This window comes from Pseudomonas sp. N40(2020), assembly GCF_014472415.1.
Lineage (GTDB): Bacteria > Pseudomonadota > Gammaproteobacteria > Pseudomonadales > Pseudomonadaceae > Aquipseudomonas.
Map to the genome: position 1 here is coordinate 42293 of NZ_JACSZV010000017.1, position 18955 is coordinate 61247.

The following is an 18955-nucleotide window of genomic DNA, read 5'->3' on the forward strand; positions in this document are numbered from 1 at the left end:
GCCACGCAAACGAGCGTCAAACGCCTGTTTCATGGGTTGAGCGCTTCTTTTCGGAGCCTTGGTTTGGTTTTTGCATTTTCCGTTTAACGACGCCTGCTTCTTGCGCACGCTCCGCCCCCAAAAGAGGCTCTGATGACTATAAGTGACGCAATTCATCGTTTGCTGCTCGACAACCTGACCACCGCTACCATTCTGCTCGACGCCGAATTGCGCCTTGAGTACATGAACCCGGCGGCAGAGATGCTGCTGGCCATCAGCGGTCAGCGAAGCCATGGGCAGTTCATCAGCGAGCTGTTCACCGAATCCACCGAGGCGCTCAACTCTTTGCGCCAGGCAGTGGAACAGGCGCATCCATTCACCAAGCGCGAAGCGATGCTCACGGCCCTCACCGGCCAGACCCTGACCGTGGATTACGCGGTGACGCCGATCCTCAGCAATGGCGCAACCATGCTGCTGCTGGAAGTCCACCCGCGTGACCGATTGCTGCGGATCACCAAGGAAGAGGCGCAGTTGTCGAAGCAGGAAACCAGCAAGATGTTGGTGCGCGGCCTCGCCCACGAGATCAAGAATCCCCTCGGCGGTATCCGGGGCGCGGCGCAACTGCTGGCCCGCGAACTGCCGGAAGACAGCCTGCGCGACTACACCAACGTGATCATTGAAGAGGCTGATCGTCTGCGCAATCTGGTCGACCGCATGCTCGGTTCGAACAAGTTGCCGTCACTGGCTATGTGCAACGTTCACGAAGTGCTCGAACGCGTCGGCCAACTGGTCGAAGCGGAAAGTCAGGGCTGCATCACGCTGGTGCGCGATTACGACCCAAGCATTCCCGACGTGTTGATCGACCGCGAGCAGATGATTCAGGCCGTATTGAACATTGTGCGCAATGCGATGCAGGCGATCAGCAGCCAGAACGAGCTGCGCCTGGGTCGCATCAGTTTGCGTACCCGGACCATGCGTCAGTTCACCATCGGCCACGTCCGCCATCGTCTGGTGACCAAGATCGAGATCATCGACAACGGTCCGGGCATTCCGGCGGAACTCCAGGAAACCATTTTCTTTCCCATGGTCAGCGGCCGTCCGGACGGTACCGGGCTGGGCCTGGCCATTACCCAGAACATCATCAGCCAGCACCAGGGTCTGATCGAGTGTGACAGCCACCCAGGCCACACCACGTTCTCGATCTTTCTGCCACTGGAACAAGGAGCCACATCGACATGAGCCGTAGTGAAACTGTGTGGATCGTCGATGACGACCGTTCTATCCGTTGGGTTCTGGAAAAAGCCTTGCAGCAGGAAGGCATGACCACCCAGAGCTTCGACAGCGCCGATGGCGTGATGAGTCGGCTGGCCCGTCAGCAACCGGATGTGATCATTTCCGACATCCGCATGCCGGGCGCCAGTGGCCTGGACCTGTTGGCGCGGATTCGCGAGCAGCACCCACGCTTGCCGGTCATCATCATGACCGCTCATTCCGATCTGGACAGCGCTGTCGCCTCTTATCAGGGCGGCGCGTTCGAATACCTGCCCAAGCCGTTCGACGTTGATGAGGCGGTGTCGCTGGTCAAGCGCGCCAATCAGCATGCGCAAGAGCAGCAAGGTCTGGAAGTCGTGCCGGCGCTGACTCGCACTCCGGAAATCATCGGCGAAGCGCCGGCGATGCAGGAAGTGTTTCGCGCCATCGGTCGCTTGAGCCACTCCAACATCACCGTGCTGATCAACGGCGAATCCGGTACTGGTAAAGAACTGGTCGCCCACGCCCTGCACCGACACAGCCCGCGCGCGGCCTCGCCGTTCATCGCGCTGAACATGGCGGCGATTCCCAAGGATCTGATGGAATCCGAGCTGTTTGGCCACGAGAAGGGCGCGTTCACTGGCGCGGCCAACCTGCGTCGCGGCCGCTTTGAGCAGGCCGACGGCGGCACGCTGTTCCTCGATGAAATCGGCGATATGCCGGCGGACACCCAAACCCGTCTGCTGCGCGTATTGGCCGACGGCGAGTTCTATCGCGTCGGTGGTCATGTTCCGGTCAAGGTCGACGTACGGATCATCGCCGCGACCCACCAGAATCTGGAAACACTGGTCCACGCCGGGAAATTCCGTGAGGACTTGTTCCACCGCCTAAACGTGATCCGCATCCACATTCCGCGCCTGTCGGATCGTCGCGAAGACATCCCGACCCTGGCCAAGCACTTCCTCAGCCGTGCCGCGCAGGAGCTGGCGGTGGAGCCGAAGCTGCTGAAAAGCGAGACAGAGGAATACCTGAAGAATCTGCCGTGGGGCGGCAACGTGCGCCAGCTGGAGAACACCTGCCGCTGGATCACGGTGATGGCTTCGGGTCGCGAAGTACACATCAGCGACCTGCCGCCGGAACTGCTGAGCCTGCCGCAGGATTCGGCGCCAGTAACCAACTGGGAGCAGGCGTTGCGCCAGTGGGCGGATCAGGCGTTGGCGCGTGGCCAGTCGAGTCTGCTCGACAGTGCAGTGCCGGCGTTTGAGCGGATCATGATCGAAACGGCGTTGAAACATACCGCCGGGCGTCGTCGTGATGCCGCGGTGTTGCTGGGTTGGGGGCGTAATACCCTGACGCGCAAGATCAAGGAACTGGGGATGAAGGTGGATGCTGGGGATGATGATGAGGGGGATGAGGGCTGAAGCGTCGTTTGCTTGAGTTCTGCTTTGTGCTCAATGGCTGCTCCCTCTGGGAGAGATTAGGGTGAGGGGGCTTCGTGCACCACCACAATGCACGTTGACCCGCGATTGCGCACAGCCCTCAGTACCAAACCGCCCTTGGAATCACCGTAAAACTTGAATCTTAAAATCACGAAAGCCCCGGGTTCCGGGGCTTTCGGGTTTCTGACGACTGTTTTTGTTTCAAAAAATGAAAACCTGGCACGCCCCCTGCAATACCTCCTACAGGTGATTCGATTCACCATCCCTTTCGGGGACCTTGGTACAGGCAGGCCGGGGATTCCCCTCTTTACATCGGGCTCACCACGCAACGCGACGAGCTCACCCTTTTGGGATCCTTGGTACAGGCAGGCCGGGGGTTCCCTCTTTACACCGGGCTGACGCTATCTGCGCAGCCCAGCTTTTTGGGAACCCTGATACAGGCAGGTCAGGGATTCCCGCTTTTACACCTCTGCCCAAGCCCTGGGGTTATTCAAGCTTCGGGCGCTTGGGCAAATGATGCGGCGGTTGGTTTTGCCACGTATGGTCAAATTTCCTTATCTCCTCTTCCAGCCTTTCCAGCATTTTTCCGGGACTGGGCTCAGTGGCCGCTATCTCCAGCAAACTTCCTTGCTCACCAAGGCTGGCCTTTTCGAAACGCTCAAGAAACGACCAGACCCGACGCTGCAAAAGTTGGCGCTCAACCTGGAATTCGGGCGTGCGAACCAGATGCCTGATTTGCTCCATCATCGTGGAGTTCGCTTGACTGTTTAACGAGTTCCAAAGGGCAAATTTTCCAGACTGTTGCGCCTGTGGAACATTATGCAGCCAATGATTTATCCCCAAATCGTTCAGGAATATTCCCAGCCAGATATCGGTGCCTGTTTGTCGACGTGCAGCAATCAGTCGCCGAAGGGAAGCCGGGTCGGTGATCGGGGTCCCCCTCAACTCAAAGCCTTTTCTGAGTTCAATGGTTTCGGGGATCGATACGATTCTGCTGTAGACCATATTCAGGCTTGTCTTGGGGATCTCGGATGTGACGCCTTCCGGAAACCTGTTTATCTGAGTACGGCTAAGATCTACCTCCCGCAACGCTGTCATTCCTCTGAGCGACGGAGCGACAACAAGCGGACAATCCGCGAAATTCAATACCTCAAGCCGCAACGGCCCGCTCTGGGAACCAAGCCCGGCAGGCGGCAGGTTTATGCGGGTATGTGACATATCCAATACCCGCAACTCGGACATATGGGTCAGGTCAGGCGCAACTCGTATTTCCGGATTGTGGAAAAGATCAAGCACCTGCAAACGTGAGGGTCCTGGCAAGTCAGTAAGCCCTTCAGGCAACCACATCAAACCCGTCGACCTGATCCTCAAAACCCGCAACTCGGTCATGCCACGCACCGAAACGTTATGCCAAACATGGCAATTTGTCAGGCTCAACTCCTGCAAACGGGGCAACCCGGTGAAGTCCGTAATTCTGCCTGGCTGAGGCCAAAGCTGGGTTTGATGAATCTCCAGGATCTTCAATTCTGTAAGCTTGTTGATTGCGCCAAGCAGTTCCTTGCCGGTTCCCCCCAATGCCCGTACTTCGAGACTTTCAACATGGGAAAACGTCGAGAATAAATCATCCAGTTTCAGGACAGCCTTCCCCGTTAAACTTAGAGCAACAACGGAGTCGAGTCGTTTGGAAAAAGCCGGCGGCTTCAGGTTTGCCCTGCTCCCCAGGTTCATTTCCAACTTGAAGCCCACCAGTTGCCCATCGCGATAGACTTTCTCCGAGGGTTCGGCTTGCCACTTGTACAATCGACGAATCTTGCCGGCGATTTCAGTTCGCCGACTGCGTTCCGTGCTGTCATTGCCTTTATAGGAAACCTCCCAGGCTGTGACCTCACGGTTCAGTTGAGGAAACTCAAGCTGCAATCGCTTGAGTTCCACCTCTGCCGCATCTCTGTTACCAAAGTGCGCGATAAAGTCATCCGCGTGCAGATCGGTCGCTTCCGGAAAATAACTTTTCACCTGCGCTCGTGTGGTTGCGATAACAACCGCCGGTTGCCCCCCTGGGGGGCCAGACGGACGGGTGAGCCAGGGGCGATGCAGATTAGCGATGTTGGCTTGCGCAGGCTCATTGCGGTGCATGCCGCCCCTTAGCCCGACGAAGATAGAAACCCAGGTGTTCATGTCGTTGCGAGTGATGGCGCGGGTTTCGCCGCTGCGGCTGGCGCGATAAATATTCGCGCTGTCAGTGGCTACGGGATCCTCGGGGTTAACAATGCGCCACACCTTATACGCCGGGCTCGACGCATCAAGATCATGCATTACCTGATATGCATGTTCGTGGAAAACCAAATAGAGCTTGCCATCGTGGCGAACCAAGCCATCGCTGCCAGGTTCAACGCCGTTGAAATCCAGACCTGTGCGAAAGGCATGCAGACTTGCATCGGTCAGCGGCACGGAATTGGCGTTAATTTCATTGAGCGGGCGCCAAAGACCGCTGTCGACTTCGCGCAGCAGCACCGGGCCGCTGGGAAGCAATTCGTTTGAAAGTCGAGCCCGATAACGTCCCGTGTCCGGGTCTACCCCGACCAGAACGGTGCCGCCATCGAGCACATCGACATATTTGCGTGTTTTGTACAGCCTGAAGCCTTCGCTGTCGGCCTCCGGCAGCTGTGCCGCAGTGCTGATCCAGTAACTCTCCAACGGCTGGCGCACACCGGATCGCATTTCAGTGGGGAGCGGCGTCTGCTGAACCGTGACGGTCGGTGCCGGCAGGATTGCATCAAGGTCAGCATCGCCCGGTGGGCTGACCCGTGGTTTCTGACTTTCGACAGAGCCCCATGGATCGAGACTTACACGGCCCGGAACATCGGGCTTTGATGTGCTCCCGTCTATCGGTCGAGTCGTGTTGATCTGGACATCCACGTCCACGTGGGTGCCGCCACCGCGAGGTGGTTTTACTGCCATGTTTCTTCATCCTTGAAAAGTTGCCCCGGCATCCGAGCCAAGGGCGATGGTTTTTTTGGCATCCTGCCGGTTTACATGCTGCGCAGACGGTTTTGCATACGAACAGCTCCATCTGCGAACGAGGAGCTGGACGATATCGTCTGGAGAAGATGAATGAGATCGGAAAGACAGATTTCGTCAGTAGGAAATGACGTCAAGGAGCGTGGGAGAACACACGGAAGGCGATGAATTTCCGGTCAGTCCGCTTGCAGCCGGATCTCCAGCCGCCAGCGGTCATCGACCTCGCTGCCAGTCCAGTCTCCCCGCAGCGGCCGCGCTGCCAGCACCGTCAGCAACAGCCCGCCATCACTCACTCGCGTCCGCCAGTTAACGTCCTTGCCGTTGAGCTTGAGTTGGCCCTTCTGCGCCTTGCCCTCAGCCTGGAACAACAGCGCCACCGTGCCGTCGATGATTTCACCGTGCAGCTTCGGCTCGTTGTTGAACCAGGCCACCAGACCGCCGTCAGTCGCCTCGATCTGCTGCAGCACGCTCGGGTCGGGCGTGGTCAGGCGACCAATCATCAAACCGATCATCAGTCCGACAATCGCCAGTGAACCGATCACCCGTGGGAATAGTTTCGAACGCGAGTCCGCTTGCGGCGTAGAATGCGCGTCATCTTTACCTTCGGAGCCGTGCATGTTTCACGTCATCCTTTTTCAACCAGAAATTCCGCCGAATACCGGCAACGTTATCAGGCTGTGCGCCAACAGCGGCTGCCACCTGCATTTGATCGAACCGCTGGGCTTCGAGATGGACGACAAGCGCTTGCGTCGTGCCGGTCTCGATTACCACGAATATGCCACGCTGCAACGCCACGCCGACCTCGCCAGTTGCCTGGAAAGCCTGGGCAACCCGCGCTTGTTCGCCTTCACCACCAAGGGCTCGCGACCGTTTCATGATGCCGCGTTCGTCCCGGGCGATGCGTTCATCTTCGGCCCGGAAAGCCGTGGCCTGCCGCCAGAGGTACTGGACGCCCTGCCCGCCGAACAACGCTTGCGCCTGCCAATGCGCGAAGGCTGCCGCAGCCTGAACCTGTCCAACACGGTGGCCGTGGCCGTGTACGAAGCGTGGCGCCAAAACGACTTCAAATAACACGCAAGCCCCTGACCGATCGTTCCCATGCTCTGCGTGGGAACGATCAGCCAAGAAAAAAGCGCCTGTTACGGCGCTTTTTTCGTTGTTGCTCAGACCGTTTATTGAACGGTTGGCGTCTCGCCGCTTTCCTGCATGCGCTGCAGCTCTTGCGCGTACAGGGCGTCGAAGTTCACCGGAGCCAGCATCAACGCCGGGAACGAACCACGGGTCACCAGGCTGTCCAGAGTCTCACGAGCGTACGGGAACAGGATGTTCGGGCAGAACGCACCCAGGGTGTGGCTCATCGAAGCAGGGTCCAGGTTCTTGATCAGGAAGATACCGGCCTGTTGCACTTCAGCGATGAAGGCCACTTCGTCGCCGTTTTTCACGGTAACGGACAGGGTCAGCACGACTTCGAAGAAATCGCCTTCCAGCTCTTTCTGGCGAGTGTTCAGATCCAGACCGACGCTCGGATCCCACTGCTGGCGGAAGATCGCCGGGCTTTTCGGGGCTTCGAAGGACAAGTCGCGTACGTAGATGCGCTGCAAGGAGAATTGCGGTGCGGTTTCTTCTTCGCTGGCTGCAGTGTTCTGTTGGTCAGTCATCTCAGATCCTTTCTGATCTTGGGTCTTTAGGGATTGCTGTACGTGGGTGCAGCCGTTCAGGCCTTGAGCAGCGCGTCGAGCTTGCCGGCGCGCTCCAGGGCATATAAATCGTCACAACCGCCGATGTGCTTGCTGCCGATCCAGATCTGCGGCACGGATGTGCGGCCGGCCTTCTGGGTCATTTCGGCGCGCACCTGCGGCTTGCCATCGACCTTGATCTCTTTGAAGGCCACGCCTTTGTTCTCGAGCAGGTACTTGGCTCGCGAGCAGTAAGGGCAGTAATCGCTGGAGTAGACGATGACTTCGCTCATATCACTTCACCAACGGCAGGTTGTCGCCTTTCCAGCTGGAGATCCCGCCGGACAGCTTGGCGGCGGTGAAGCCGGTCTTCATCAGTTCGCGGGCATGGGTACCGGCGGTCTGGCCCAGGGCATCAACCAGAATGATGGTCTTGGCCTTGTGTTTTTCCAGCTCGCCAGTGCGCGCGGCCAGCTTGTCTTGAGGAATGTTGATCGCGCCAACGATGTGGCCGGCAGCGAAATCCTTGGCCGGACGGATGTCCACCACCACGCCTGCTTCTTTGTTGACCAGCGCGGTCAGCTCGCCCGTGCTCAGGCTTTTACCGCCACCCTGCATCGTGTGCGCCAGCAGCAGAGCCAGCAGTACGACGAAGATACCGACAAGAATGTAGTGGTTAGTGGCAAATTCAATCAGGTGAGCAACCATCGAAGGAGGTTCCAGGGCGTTAAAATGTCGGCCAGTATACACAGCCACTATGGTGGGCCAAACCCCGTCCGGCGGTGACGTGGATTGAACTTGGCTTTAAACTCCAACTCCCTTTTCCATCGCCTTCTTCTTTATTAGCCACGAGTGGATTCCATGACTACCACGCCTAAACCTTTGGTCCTGATCATTCTCGACGGCTTCGGTCACAGCGACAGCCCCGAATCGAATGCCGTTTTCGCGGCGAAGAAGCCCGTGCTGGATCGCCTGTGGGCCACAGTGCCGAACGGCTTGATCTCGGGCAGCGGCATGGACGTCGGCCTGCCGGACGGCCAGATGGGCAACTCCGAAGTCGGCCACATGAACCTTGGCGCCGGTCGCGTGGTGTATCAGGACTTCACCCGTGTGACCAAATCGATCCGCGACGGCGAGTTCTTCGAGAACCCGACCATTTGTGCCGCTGTGGATAAAGCCGTGGCTGCGGGCAAAGCCGTGCACTTCATGGGCCTGCTGTCGGATGGCGGCGTGCACAGCCACCAGGACCACCTGATCGCCATGGCCGAACTGGCCTTCAAGCGCGGCGCCGAAAAAATCTACCTGCACGCCTTCCTCGATGGCCGTGACACCCCGCCGAAAAGCGCCGCGTCGTCGATCGAACTGCTCGACGCGACGTTCCAGGCACTCGGCAAGGGCCGCATCGCCAGTATCGTCGGCCGCTACTTCGCCATGGACCGTGACAACCGCTGGGACCGCGTGGATCAGGCCTACAACCTGATCGTCGACGGCAACAGCGAATACAACGCCGCCACCGCTCAGGAAGGCCTGGAAGCCGCTTACGCTCGCGGCGAGAGCGACGAATTCGTCAAAGCCACCACCATCGGCGAGCCGGTGAAAGTCGAAGACGGCGACGCCGTCGTGTTCATGAACTTCCGCGCCGACCGCGCCCGCGAGCTGACCCGCGTATTCGTCGAAGACGATTTCAACGACTTCGAACGCGCACGCCAGCCTGCACTTGCCGGTTTCGTCATGCTGACCCAATACGCGGCGAGCATTCCCGCGCCTTGCGCCTTCGCCGCCGGCAGCCTGGAAAACGTGCTGGGCGACTACCTGGCGAAAAACGGCAAGACCCAGCTGCGCATCGCTGAAACCGAGAAATACGCCCATGTGACCTTCTTCTTCTCCGGCGGTCGCGAAGAACCGTTCCCGGGCGAAGAGCGCATCCTGATCCCGTCGCCGAAAGTCGCCACCTACGACCTGCAGCCGGAAATGAGCGCGCCTGAGGTGACCGACCGCATCGTCGAAGCCATCGAAAACCAGCGCTACGACGTGATCGTGGTCAACTACGCCAACGGCGATATGGTGGGTCATAGCGGCGTGTTCGACGCGGCAGTGAAGGCGGTTGAATGCCTCGACACCTGCGTTGGCCGCATCGTCGAAGCGCTGGAGAAGGTCGATGGCGAAGCACTGATCACCGCTGACCACGGCAACGTCGAGCAAATGGCTGACGAGTCCACCGGGCAGGCGCACACCGCGCACACCACCGAGCCGGTGCCGTTCATTTATGTCGGCAAGCGTGACCTCAAGGTCCGTGAAGGCGGCGTACTGGCGGACGTGGCGCCGACCATGCTGAAACTGCTGGGTCTGGAAAAACCGGCGGAAATGACCGGGACTTCGATTCTGGTCTGACCCGAATCGCCAAAACACCGTAAAACCCTGTGGGAGCTGGCTTGCCAGCGATAGCAATCTGACAGCCAACATCTATGTTGAATGTGCAGACGCCATCGCTGGCAAGCCAGCTCCCACAGTGGTTTATGGGGTTTTCGAAATGGAATTACGCCTGTCTGGCGCTCCAGTTATCACACAGCTCCAATTGGGCGTTTTTTTTGCAGCGTCGGGCGGGCATACTAGGCCGTCCCTTACCCTGGTGCCGCCCGCCCCTATGCTTCGCGTCCTGATTGCCCTCGCTCTGACCTGCCTGCTCCAACCGGCCTTCGCTGACGAGCGCGCGCAAACCCAACAACAGTTGGATGCCACGCGTCAGGATATTGCCGAGCTGAAAAAGCTGCTGGGCAAGCTCCAGGAAGAAAAATCCGGCGTGCAGAAAGAGCTCAAGGGCACTGAAACCGAGATGGGCAAGCTGCAGAAACAGGTCGATGCCCTGCAGAAAGAACTGCAAAAGAGCGAATCCGAGCTGCAGCGACTCGATGCGGAGAAAAAAAAACTCCAGAGCGCGCGCACTGAACAGCAGCGACTGATCGCCATCCAGGCCCGCGCTGCCTACCAGAACGGCCGTCAGGAATACCTCAAGTTGCTGCTCAACCAGCAGAACCCCGAGAAATTCGCCCGCACCCTCACCTATTACGATTACCTGAGCCAGGCCCGCCTGGAGCAGCTGAAGAACTTCAACGAAACCCTGCGCCAACTGGCTAATGTCGAAAAAGACATCGGCTTGCAGCAAGCGCAATTGCTCGTGCAGAAAAGCAGCCTCGACAGCCAGCGTGACGAGCTCGACAAGGTTCGCAAGGAACGCCAGCAAGTCCTCGCCAAGCTCAACGATGACGTGAAGGCCCGCGACCAGAAACTCGTCGCTCGCGAGCAGGATCAGGCAGACCTGTCTAAAGTCCTTAAAACCATTGAAGAAACCCTGGCCCGCCAGGCTCGTGAGGCAGAAGAAGCGCGGCAGAAAGCGCTGATCGCCCAGCAGGAAGCGGAAAAAAAGCGCTTGCGTGAGGCGCAGGCTGAAAACAGCGACGCCCCACGAAAACCAGCCAGATCAACAGCCGGCGCGCTGGTTTCCAGCAGCGGCGAGACCTTTGGCGGGCCTTTTGCTGCAACCCGGGGAAAACTTCCGTGGCCAGTTGATGGTCGACTGCTGGCACGCTTCGGTGAAAGTCGTGGCGACGATGCCCGGACCAAGTGGGATGGCGTGATGATCAGCGCCTCTGCCGGTAGCCAGGTGCACGCCGTACACGGCGGGCGCGTAGTGTTTGCCGACTGGTTGCGCGGTGCCGGGCTGCTGGTGATCCTCGATCACGGCAATGGTTTTCTGAGTCTTTACGGTCACAACCAGACGCTGCTCAAGTCAGCCGGCGACGTGGTTAAAGCCGGTGAGTCCATCTCCACTGTCGGTAACAGTGGCGGCCAGGACACATCAGCGCTGTATTTTGCAATTCGTCAGCAGGGTCACCCGAGTGATCCGGCGCAATGGTGCCGCGCGCAAGGATAGGCGTTGAGTCACCAAATTTCAGGAGTTCGTTCGACATGCTGCATTTGTCCCGCCTTACCTCGCTGGCCCTGACGATCGCCCTGGTGATAGGCGCGCCTTTGGCGTTCGCCGCTCAACCGGCCCCGGCCGTCGCGCCGGCAGGCACTGCCGCGACCTCCAAAGCCCCGCTGCCGCTGGAAGAGTTGCGCACCTTTGCCGAGGTCATGGACCGGATCAAAGCCGCCTATGTCGAGCCGGTGGACGACAAGACCCTGCTGGAGAACGCGATCAAGGGCATGCTCAGCAACCTTGATCCGCACTCCGCTTATCTGGGCCCTGAAGACTTCACCGAGTTGCAGGAAAGCACCAGCGGCGAGTTCGGCGGTCTGGGTATCGAAGTCGGTGCCGAAGACGGCTTCATCAAAGTCGTCTCGCCAATCGACGACACGCCTGCGTCGAAGGCCGGTATTCAGGCCGGCGACTTCATCGTCAAGATCAACGGCGCGCCGACGCGCGGCCAGACCATGACCGAAGCCGTGGACAAGATGCGCGGCAAGATCGGCCAGAAAATCACCCTGACCCTGGTCCGTGACGGTGGCACGCCGTTCGACGTGACTTTGGCGCGCGCAGTGATTCAGGTGAAGAGCGTCAAGTCGCAGTTGCTCGAATCGGGCTACGGTTACATCCGCATCACCCAGTTCCAGGTCAAGACCGGTGAAGAGGTCTCCAAGGCCCTGGCCAAGATGCGCAAGGACAACGGCAAGAAGCTCAACGGCATCATTCTCGACCTGCGCAACAACCCGGGCGGCGTGTTGCAGGCGGCGGTGGAAGTGGTCGACCACTTCATCACCAAAGGCCTGATCGTCTACACCAAAGGCCGGATCGCCAACTCCGAGCTGCGCTTCTCCGCCACCGGCAAGGACGAAAGCGAAGCCGTGCCGATGGTCGTGCTGATCAACGGTGGCAGCGCCTCGGCCTCGGAAATCGTCGCCGGCGCCCTGCAGGATCAGAAACGCGCTGTGGTCATGGGTACCACCAGTTTCGGCAAAGGCTCGGTACAAACCGTGCTGCCGCTGAATAACGACCGCGCGCTGAAGATCACCACCGCGCTGTACTTCACGCCCAATGGTCGCTCGATCCAGGCCCAGGGCATCGTCCCGGACATCGAAGTACGCAAGGCCAAGATCACCAACGAGGCGGACGGCGATTACTTCAAGGAAGCCGATCTGCAAGGTCACCTGGGCAATGGCAACGGCGGCGCCGACAAACCGACCGGTTCCGGCAGCAAGGCCAAAGCGATGCCGCAGGATGACGATTACCAGTTGGCCCAGGCCCTCAGCCTGCTCAAAGGCCTGAGCATCACCTCCGGCCGTTGAGGATGGGTTTGCGTTTCCTCTTCGTCCTGTTGTGTTGTCTGGCGGGTACTGCTCACGCAGAGCCCGCCAAACCGACACCGCACAAAGCCTACCTGACGCTGATCATCGACGACCTGGGGCAGAACCTGCCCCGGGACCGCCGTGTGCTGGCCCTGCCCGGCCCGGTGACCACGGCGATCATGCCCGACACCCCGCACGCCACCGAATTCGCCCGAGAGGCCCATCGCGCCGGCAAGATCGTCATCCTGCACATGCCGATGGACCCGGCCACCGGTCCGTTTGCCTGGCATCCGGAACTACCTATCGAAGAACTCGAAAAACGCCTCAACGCTGCGTTCAAAAGAGTCCCCTTCACCGCCGGCATCAATAACCACATGGGCAGTCGCATGACTGCGCAACCGGTAGCGATGGCATGGTTGATGGCGGAGTTGCAGCGCCGCCACAAGTTCTTCGTCGACAGCCGCACCAGCGCGCAGACCGTGGCTGCGCAACAGGCGCAGAAGATCGATCTGGCGAGTGTGTCGCGGGACGTATTCCTTGATGACGAGCGCACTGAAGCGGCGATCTTCACCCAGTTGCAGACAGCGATCAGCCTTGCGCACAAACAAGGTTCAGCCGTGATGATCGGACATCCTTATCCACAGACGTTGGCGGTACTCGAGCGCGAGTTGCCCAAGCTCAAGGCCCAAGGCATCGAGTGGATCGACATCAAGCAGATGATCAGCGTGCGCAGCAATCGCGCCATGGCCGGTCATGGCAAAGACGGCGTGTATCGGTAACACCCGGTCACGAATGTAAATACATAGTTACCGCCAGAGGTCTGGCGCACTTGCTGATAGTGAGACCTGCAACAGGTCGCGACTCCCCTTGAGTCGCCCATAAACTATCAGGACTGACTATGACGACCGATGAACAAATCACTTCGTCTGCCGGGCGAATGAACTCCATAAAAATCGACAACCTGCTGATCAACTTCACGACAGAATTTCTGCGAATCTGGGATACCAGCGGTTTGCAGGCAAAACCTGCAGCCTTCTGGCACCCCACCCCTGCCCCTGATCTGCTGCCAGGCTATTTCCCTCTGGGCGACGTCGCCTCTGTCGGTCACGGCAATATCAACGGCACGCGCGTGGTGGCTGTGGTTTGCGAAGCAGACACACCCAGCACCGATCCCGCCAAGGGCAAGGCGCTGTGTCGCCCCGACGATTACCAGTTGATCTGGAAAGATTCCGGCTCAGGATCGAAAAGAGACCTATCGATCTGGAAACCAATCCCCCCAGACGGCTACGTGGCACTGGGATCGGTTTGCTCAAGCGACCACGAAAAACCTTCGTTCAATGCGGTCCGTTGTGTCCGTGAGGATCTGGTGATTGCATCGAGCGGCACCGAACCGGTCTGGAACGACAAAAGCAGCGGTGCCCGACAAAGTGTGAGCGTCTGGACTGCCGTACCACCAGCCGCCGCATCGGGTGAAATCCATCTGGCACCGGGCACCTTTACCGGCTTCAGCGGCTACTCAAGGCCGGCCAATGCTCCCGTCTACTCGTTGCGCATGCAGATCCCGCTTCAGGTCAACCCGCAGCCAACAGCACCTGTGCTTTGCGGGGAAACGCCAGCGCTTGCGGAGGCTGCGGACAAGCCCACTTACACTGTTCGACTTCCCTGGTTTGCAGTAAAAGACCCGCAACTCCCGCCCCTTGAGCAGCTACGCCTGTCACCTTTCTATCTTCTGGAACGCACGGATCAGTATGTGCTGGTCGGCCATGGCCACAACACAGATGACCAGAGCAAGACGTTCAGATGGACGTCTCCCCGTGCGCAACGAACTGCAAGCCTGCGCACATTCACCCACATCACCTCTGTCGAGTTTGGCGCTCAATGGCAAACCAGCCTGCCCAACCCGCTCCTGTTTTCGGCGCGACTGAGCCACGATTTCACCCAATGTGAAATTCACGCCAACGAATGGTTAAACACAGCAGCCATTGACGTGGTCGCTGTCGTGGACAAAAACAGATCCGTGGCGGTTTATCTGAAGCAGAGCGACTACCGGCTAATGCGCGCAGACGGTACGCCGGTGACAGGTGGTTTCAGTTACACCGATGGCGCCAGCCTGCACATCAGCCAGTACACGCCCGCGGAGCCTGAAGTCACTGTCGTTGCGCAACAGGAGCCAGAAGTGGAAATGGACACACGGACTCCCGGAGCAGACAACGACGTCATCGCCTCGCCACCGGAGCCAGATTTGCCGAGCGCTACAGATACCGCGCCATGATGTCGTCAACTACACCTTCTTTGCGCAGTTGATCGAGCGCGGCCTGAAGCTTGGCGACAACGTCGTCGGAGACGTCTTTGTTCAGTGCCAGGTACAACTCGGCACTGTTGAAGCGCAGCACGGTCTTGAGCCCGGTCACACCATCCTGTCGCGCCAGATATCGGCCGGCAGGATCACCCGTCGCCCACAGGTCGATCTGACCGTTGACCAGCTTCTTCGCATTGTCCTGATCGCGCAGCACGACTACCGGCTTCAGGCCTTGCTTGGTCAGCGTCTCGGCAATCGCATCGCCCTTGTAGGCACCGATCTTGTATTTGCGCGCGTCATTGAGGGTTTCGAGGGTGATCTTGCTGTCAGCCTTGGCCAACAAAATCCAGTCGTCGGGGCCGATCGGGCCGACCCATTTGAAGAGTTTCTCGCGATCCGGCAACCGCGCCATCACGAAGGCACCGTAACCGGGATTTTCCAGCGCCAGTTTGTAGACCCGCTCCCAAGGGAAGCGCAGTGTCAGGCTGTAGCTGACACCGGCACGCTGGAACATCTCGCGCACGATGTCGGTCGCAATTCCGTTGATGTTCTCGCCCTGGGCGAAGTTTTTGCCGTTCTTCGCCATGTTGTACGGCGGGAAGTTTTCGGTGAGCAGCACCAGATCGGTGTCGGGACTGTTTTCCGCACGGGCCGTGTTGAGCAGCAACACAGAGGCACTGGCGAGAACAAGAAGCAGGCGTTTGATCATGTCGGGCTACCGAAATCCATGGCGTGCCCAAGAGTGCCTTGGGTACGCCATGCTGTCCACTGGCCTGTATGGTTTAGCGCATTACAATCCCACGATGCGCCATATACGCTTTGGCTTCCTGCACGGTGTATTCGCCGAAGTGGAAAATACTCGCCGCCAACACCGCGCTGGCGTGACCTTCGAGGATGCCGTCGGCCAGATGCTGCAGGTTGCCGACACCACCGGAAGCGATCACCGGAATGCCCAGTGCATCGCTGATGGCACGGGTCACGCCGAGGTCGAAACCGTTTTTCATGCCGTCCTGATCCATGCTGGTCAGCAGGATCTCACCGGCACCGAGGCCTTCCATTTTCTTTGCCCACTCGACCGCGTCGAGGCCGGTCGGCTTGCGACCGCCGTGGGTGAAGATTTCCCAGCGCGGGGTTTCGCCCGGACCGGAAACCTTCTTTGCGTCGATGGCGACGACGATGCATTGCGAGCCGAAATGCTGCGCCGCTTCGCCAACGAATTCCGGATTGAACACCGCAGCGGTGTTGATCGAAACCTTATCGGCACCGGCATTGAGCAGATTGCGAATGTCCTGCACGGTACGCACGCCACCGCCGACGGTCAGCGGGATAAACACCTGGCTGGCCATGCGCTCGACGGTATGCAGCGTAGTGTCGCGGCCATCGACGCTGGCGGTGATGTCGAGAAAGGTAATCTCGTCGGCACCCTGCTCGTCATAGCGACGGGCGATTTCCACCGGGTCGCCGGCATCGCGGATGTTCTCGAACTTCACACCTTTGACGACCCGGCCGTTGTCCACGTCCAGGCAAGGGATGATGCGTTTGGCCAGCGCCATGGTCAGTCCTCAGCCTTTGTACGAATCGCAGAAAGCTTGCGCTTCGGCGACATCGAGAGTGCCTTCGTAGATCGCCCGGCCGGTGATCGCGCCGATGATGCCCGGCGCCTTGGCGTCGAGCAGCGACTTGATGTCACCGAGGTTGTGGATGCCGCCGGAAGCGATCACCGGGATCTTCGTGGCCGCCGCCAGCGCGGCGGTGAACGGCACGTTGCAGCCCTGCATCATGCCGTCTTTGGCGATGTCGGTATAAACGATCGAGGACACACCATCGGCTTCGAACTGCTTGGCCAGATCAATCACCTGCACGGTGCTGATTTCAGCCCAGCCATCAGTAGCGACAAAACCGTCTTTGGCATCCAGACCGACAATGATTTTGCCCGGGAACGCACGGCAGGCTTCAGCCACGAACGCCGGATCTTTCACCGCTTTGGTGCCGATGATCACGTAGCTCACGCCAGCCTTGACGTAGTGCTCGATGGTTTCCAGCGAGCGAATGCCGCCGCCAATCTGGATCGGCAGGGTCGGGTAACGCTTGGCGATGGCCGTGACCACTTCGCCGTTGACCGGCTGGCCTTCGAATGCGCCATTCAGATCGACCAGATGCAGACGACGGCAACCGCCCTCCACCCACTTGGCAGCCATGCTCACCGGGTCATCGGAGAACACTGTGGAATCTTCCATGCGGCCCTGACGCAGGCGTACGCAGGCACCGTCTTTAAGATCGATAGCGGGAATAATCAGCATCTGGCAAACCTTCAAATTTGAATGTTCAGCTTGGCTCGGAAATCAGTTTTTCTCGAGCGCCCACAGGTCACTTTCGATGCTGTCAAACCGCTCCTTGAGGTGGGTCTGCACATCGAAAATCGCCCTGTTGTAATAGTGCGGAGCAATTTCGCGAGTAAACAACTCAAGAATCTCGGCCGCTTCGAATGACCCGAGGTCGAGTTCGAAACGATCTTCCATAAAGCGTTTGATCTTGTGATTGGCCTCGCTCTCCTGCTCGGGAGTGAGGGTCAGGATCGGCGGCTTGGACTTCTTGGCGGCCATTTACCAGCGACCGTCCCACGCGGCGAAGTTCTGCAGCAATTGCAGGCCATGGGTATGGCTCTTCTCCGGGTGAAACTGCACGGCGAAGCGCGAGCCTTCGGCCAGTGCTGCAGCGAAATCGACGCCGTAATGACCGCTGCCCACCACCTGCCGCGCATTGGCGGCGGCGATGTAATAGCTGTGCACAAAGTAGAAACGCGCCATGTCCGGAATGTCATGCCACAGCGGGTGACTCACCGACTGCTTCACTTCGTTCCAGCCCATGTGCGGGACTTTCAGGTGTTCGCCGTCTTCGTGCAGGTCTTTGCCGAAGAACTTCACCGCGCCCGGGAACAGGCCGATGCAGTCGACGCCGTCGTTCTCTTCGCTGGTGTCGAGCAAGGCTTGCATGCCGACACAGATACCGAGGAACGGCCGATCCTGGCTGACTTCACGCACCAGCGAGTCAAAACCGAGGCGACGGATCTCCGCCATGCAATCGCGAATCGCGCCAACGCCGGGGAAGACCACGCGGTCGGCTTCACGGATCACGTCCGCATCGCTGGTGATCAGCACCTTGCCGGCACCGACGTGCTCGAGGGCTTTGGCCACCGAGTGCAGGTTGCCCATGCCGTAGTCGATAACTGCAACCGTCTGCATTACAGAACGCCTTTGGTCGATGGCATCTGCCCGGCCATGCGCTCATCCAGCTCCACAGCCATGCGCAGGGCGCGGCCGAAAGCCTTGAACACGGTTTCGATCTGGTGGTGAGTGTTGGTGCCGCGCAGGTTGTCGATGTGCATGCTGACGAGCGCGTGGTTGACGAAGCCCTGGAAGAACTCCTGGAACAGGTCAACGTCGAAGCCGCCAACGGTGGCGCGGGTGTACGGCACGTGCATCTGCAGGCCTGGACGACCGGAGAAGTCGATCACCACGCGCGACAGCGCTTCATCGAGCGGCACGTAGGCGTGGCCGTAGCGACGGATGCCTTTCTTGTCGCCGATGGCTTTGGCGAAGGCCTGGCCGAGAGTGATACCGACGTCTTCCACCGTATGGTGGTCGTCGATATGCAGATCGCCCTTGCATTCAATATCCAGGTCGATCAACCCGTGACGGGCGATCTGATCCAGCATGTGCTCAAGAAAAGGAACACCGATATCGAATCGGGCCTTTCCGGTGCCATCAAGGTTGATCGAGGCTTTGATCTGGGTTTCCAGAGTGTCGCGCTCGACAGACGCCTTACGTTCGGCCATCACCAGCTCCGCAAAATCATTGGGCGAAAAAGGCAGCCATTATAGGGGCGCGGGGCCGAAACAGAAACACGCGAGGTGATATGGCAGACGGATAGAACGCCCGGCTGTCGCGGGTAGACATGTCCATACAACTCATTTTGGACACCCAGAAACAACTGTAGGAGTGAGCCTG

19 protein-coding genes are annotated in these 18955 nt (G+C 59.2%); 8 read left to right on the plus strand and 11 right to left on the minus strand.

All coding sequences use genetic code 11. From position 1 onward, the window contains the following. The first annotated feature begins 132 nt into the window (after window positions 1-132). Together glnL and ntrC are read left to right on the plus strand one after the other, a co-directional pair. Window positions 133-1218, plus strand: a complete 1086-nt coding sequence (glnL, locus tag IAI51_RS13090; protein WP_187678868.1) for a nitrogen regulation protein NR(II) — start codon at window positions 133-135, stop codon at window positions 1216-1218. Then, window positions 1215-2651: a nitrogen regulation protein NR(I) gene (gene ntrC / locus IAI51_RS13095; protein ID WP_187678869.1), complete on the plus strand. Its 1437-nt coding sequence runs from the start codon at window positions 1215-1217 to the stop codon at window positions 2649-2651. The genes glnL and ntrC overlap by 4 nt, the downstream gene beginning before the upstream one ends. A 504-nt stretch (window positions 2652-3155) precedes the next feature. Here ntrC and IAI51_RS13100 read toward each other — a convergent pair. Beyond that, window positions 3156-5627, minus strand: a complete 2472-nt coding sequence (locus tag IAI51_RS13100) for a leucine-rich repeat domain-containing protein (protein ID WP_187678870.1) — start codon at window positions 5625-5627, stop codon at window positions 3156-3158. Between the two features lie 236 nt (window positions 5628-5863). Beyond that, window positions 5864-6304, minus strand: a complete 441-nt coding sequence (locus tag IAI51_RS13105; RefSeq protein WP_187678871.1) for a hypothetical protein — start codon at window positions 6302-6304, stop codon at window positions 5864-5866. Between IAI51_RS13105 and IAI51_RS13110 the strand changes: the two genes are divergently transcribed. Beyond that, on the plus strand, window positions 6303-6758 hold the full coding sequence (locus IAI51_RS13110; protein ID WP_003220777.1) for a tRNA (cytidine(34)-2'-O)-methyltransferase: 456 nt from the start codon (window positions 6303-6305) through the stop codon (window positions 6756-6758). The genes IAI51_RS13105 and IAI51_RS13110 overlap by 2 nt on opposite strands. 101 nt (window positions 6759-6859) lie before the next feature. On the opposite strand, the gene secB is transcribed toward IAI51_RS13110, so the two are convergent. Genes secB through IAI51_RS13125 form a run of 3 tightly spaced genes read right to left on the minus strand, consistent with a single transcriptional unit; the run spans window position 6860 to window position 8071 of the window. Continuing rightward, window positions 6860-7345: a protein-export chaperone SecB gene (gene secB / locus IAI51_RS13115; RefSeq protein ID WP_095190086.1), complete on the minus strand. Its 486-nt coding sequence runs from the start codon at window positions 7343-7345 to the stop codon at window positions 6860-6862. A gap of 56 nt (window positions 7346-7401) precedes the next feature. Continuing rightward, window positions 7402-7656, minus strand: a complete 255-nt coding sequence (gene grxC, locus IAI51_RS13120) for a glutaredoxin 3 (protein ID WP_038359971.1) — start codon at window positions 7654-7656, stop codon at window positions 7402-7404. A gap of 1 nt (window position 7657) precedes the next feature. Further along, a complete protein-coding gene (locus tag IAI51_RS13125) occupies window positions 7658-8071 on the minus strand; it encodes a rhodanese-like domain-containing protein (protein WP_187678872.1) in 414 nt (137 codons plus the stop codon). 153 nt (window positions 8072-8224) lie between these two features. Here IAI51_RS13125 and gpmI point away from each other — a divergent pair, with 153 nt between their 5' ends. From gpmI to IAI51_RS13150, 5 genes are all read left to right on the plus strand, one after another. Next, window positions 8225-9754, plus strand: coding sequence for a 2,3-bisphosphoglycerate-independent phosphoglycerate mutase (gene gpmI / locus IAI51_RS13130; RefSeq protein WP_187678873.1), 1530 nt, complete (start codon window positions 8225-8227; stop codon window positions 9752-9754). A gap of 253 nt (window positions 9755-10007) precedes the next feature. Next, window positions 10008-11294, plus strand: a complete 1287-nt coding sequence (locus IAI51_RS13135; protein WP_187678874.1) for a murein hydrolase activator EnvC family protein — start codon at window positions 10008-10010, stop codon at window positions 11292-11294. A 35-nt stretch (window positions 11295-11329) separates the two neighbouring features. After that, window positions 11330-12649, plus strand: coding sequence for a S41 family peptidase (locus IAI51_RS13140; RefSeq protein ID WP_187678875.1), 1320 nt, complete (start codon window positions 11330-11332; stop codon window positions 12647-12649). 2 nt (window positions 12650-12651) lie between these two features. Beyond that, window positions 12652-13428 (plus strand): divergent polysaccharide deacetylase family protein, encoded by a 777-nt coding sequence (locus tag IAI51_RS13145; protein WP_187678876.1) that lies wholly within the window; start codon window positions 12652-12654, stop codon window positions 13426-13428. 119 nt (window positions 13429-13547) lie between these two features. Then, on the plus strand, window positions 13548-14921 hold the full coding sequence (locus IAI51_RS13150) for a Vps62-related protein (RefSeq protein ID WP_187678877.1): 1374 nt from the start codon (window positions 13548-13550) through the stop codon (window positions 14919-14921). On the opposite strand, the gene IAI51_RS13155 is transcribed toward IAI51_RS13150, so the two are convergent. From IAI51_RS13155 to hisB, 6 genes are all read right to left on the minus strand, one after another. After that, window positions 14902-15657: a substrate-binding periplasmic protein gene (locus tag IAI51_RS13155; protein WP_187678878.1), complete on the minus strand. Its 756-nt coding sequence runs from the start codon at window positions 15655-15657 to the stop codon at window positions 14902-14904. The genes IAI51_RS13150 and IAI51_RS13155 overlap by 20 nt on opposite strands. 73 nt (window positions 15658-15730) lie before the next feature. Further along, window positions 15731-16501, minus strand: a complete 771-nt coding sequence (gene hisF / locus IAI51_RS13160) for an imidazole glycerol phosphate synthase subunit HisF (RefSeq protein WP_007897430.1) — start codon at window positions 16499-16501, stop codon at window positions 15731-15733. Between the two features lie 9 nt (window positions 16502-16510). After that, window positions 16511-17248 (minus strand): 1-(5-phosphoribosyl)-5-[(5-phosphoribosylamino)methylideneamino]imidazole-4-carboxamide isomerase, encoded by a 738-nt coding sequence (hisA, locus tag IAI51_RS13165; protein ID WP_007909210.1) that lies wholly within the window; start codon window positions 17246-17248, stop codon window positions 16511-16513. A 42-nt stretch (window positions 17249-17290) separates the two neighbouring features. After that, entirely contained in the window at window positions 17291-17551 is a 261-nt protein-coding gene (locus tag IAI51_RS13170) for a DUF2164 domain-containing protein (protein WP_187678879.1), read from the minus strand. After that, window positions 17552-18190: an imidazole glycerol phosphate synthase subunit HisH gene (gene hisH / locus IAI51_RS13175; RefSeq protein WP_187678880.1), complete on the minus strand. Its 639-nt coding sequence runs from the start codon at window positions 18188-18190 to the stop codon at window positions 17552-17554. It abuts the gene before it with no gap. Then, on the minus strand, window positions 18190-18783 hold the full coding sequence (gene hisB / locus IAI51_RS13180; RefSeq protein WP_042557195.1) for an imidazoleglycerol-phosphate dehydratase HisB: 594 nt from the start codon (window positions 18781-18783) through the stop codon (window positions 18190-18192). Before hisB ends, hisH begins: the two co-directional genes overlap by 1 nt. Window positions 18784-18955 lie beyond the last annotated feature (172 nt).

Excerpts from the sequence above, each read along its gene's own strand:
- glnL (WP_187678868.1), top strand. The coding sequence starts at position 133 with ATGACTATAAGTGACGCAATTCATCGTTTGCTGCTCGACAACCTGACC.
- ntrC (WP_187678869.1), top strand. The coding sequence starts at position 1,215 with ATGAGCCGTAGTGAAACTGTGTGGATCGTCGATGACGACCGTTCTATC.
- IAI51_RS13100 (WP_187678870.1), bottom strand. The coding sequence starts at position 5,627 with ATGGCAGTAAAACCACCTCGCGGTGGCGGCACCCACGTGGACGTGGAT.
- IAI51_RS13110 (WP_003220777.1), top strand. The coding sequence starts at position 6,303 with ATGTTTCACGTCATCCTTTTTCAACCAGAAATTCCGCCGAATACCGGC.
- IAI51_RS13105 (WP_187678871.1), bottom strand. The coding sequence starts at position 6,304 with ATGCACGGCTCCGAAGGTAAAGATGACGCGCATTCTACGCCGCAAGCG.
- secB (WP_095190086.1), bottom strand. The coding sequence starts at position 7,345 with ATGACTGACCAACAGAACACTGCAGCCAGCGAAGAAGAAACCGCACCG.
- grxC (WP_038359971.1), bottom strand. The coding sequence starts at position 7,656 with ATGAGCGAAGTCATCGTCTACTCCAGCGATTACTGCCCTTACTGCTCG.
- IAI51_RS13125 (WP_187678872.1), bottom strand. The coding sequence starts at position 8,071 with ATGGTTGCTCACCTGATTGAATTTGCCACTAACCACTACATTCTTGTC.
- gpmI (WP_187678873.1), top strand. The coding sequence starts at position 8,225 with ATGACTACCACGCCTAAACCTTTGGTCCTGATCATTCTCGACGGCTTC.
- IAI51_RS13135 (WP_187678874.1), top strand. The coding sequence starts at position 10,008 with ATGCTTCGCGTCCTGATTGCCCTCGCTCTGACCTGCCTGCTCCAACCG.
- IAI51_RS13140 (WP_187678875.1), top strand. The coding sequence starts at position 11,330 with ATGCTGCATTTGTCCCGCCTTACCTCGCTGGCCCTGACGATCGCCCTG.
- IAI51_RS13145 (WP_187678876.1), top strand. The coding sequence starts at position 12,652 with ATGGGTTTGCGTTTCCTCTTCGTCCTGTTGTGTTGTCTGGCGGGTACT.
- IAI51_RS13150 (WP_187678877.1), top strand. The coding sequence starts at position 13,548 with ATGACGACCGATGAACAAATCACTTCGTCTGCCGGGCGAATGAACTCC.
- IAI51_RS13155 (WP_187678878.1), bottom strand. The coding sequence starts at position 15,657 with ATGATCAAACGCCTGCTTCTTGTTCTCGCCAGTGCCTCTGTGTTGCTG.
- hisF (WP_007897430.1), bottom strand. The coding sequence starts at position 16,501 with ATGGCGCTGGCCAAACGCATCATCCCTTGCCTGGACGTGGACAACGGC.
- hisA (WP_007909210.1), bottom strand. The coding sequence starts at position 17,248 with ATGCTGATTATTCCCGCTATCGATCTTAAAGACGGTGCCTGCGTACGC.
- IAI51_RS13170 (WP_187678879.1), bottom strand. The coding sequence starts at position 17,551 with ATGGCCGCCAAGAAGTCCAAGCCGCCGATCCTGACCCTCACTCCCGAG.
- hisH (WP_187678880.1), bottom strand. The coding sequence starts at position 18,190 with ATGCAGACGGTTGCAGTTATCGACTACGGCATGGGCAACCTGCACTCG.
- hisB (WP_042557195.1), bottom strand. The coding sequence starts at position 18,783 with ATGGCCGAACGTAAGGCGTCTGTCGAGCGCGACACTCTGGAAACCCAG.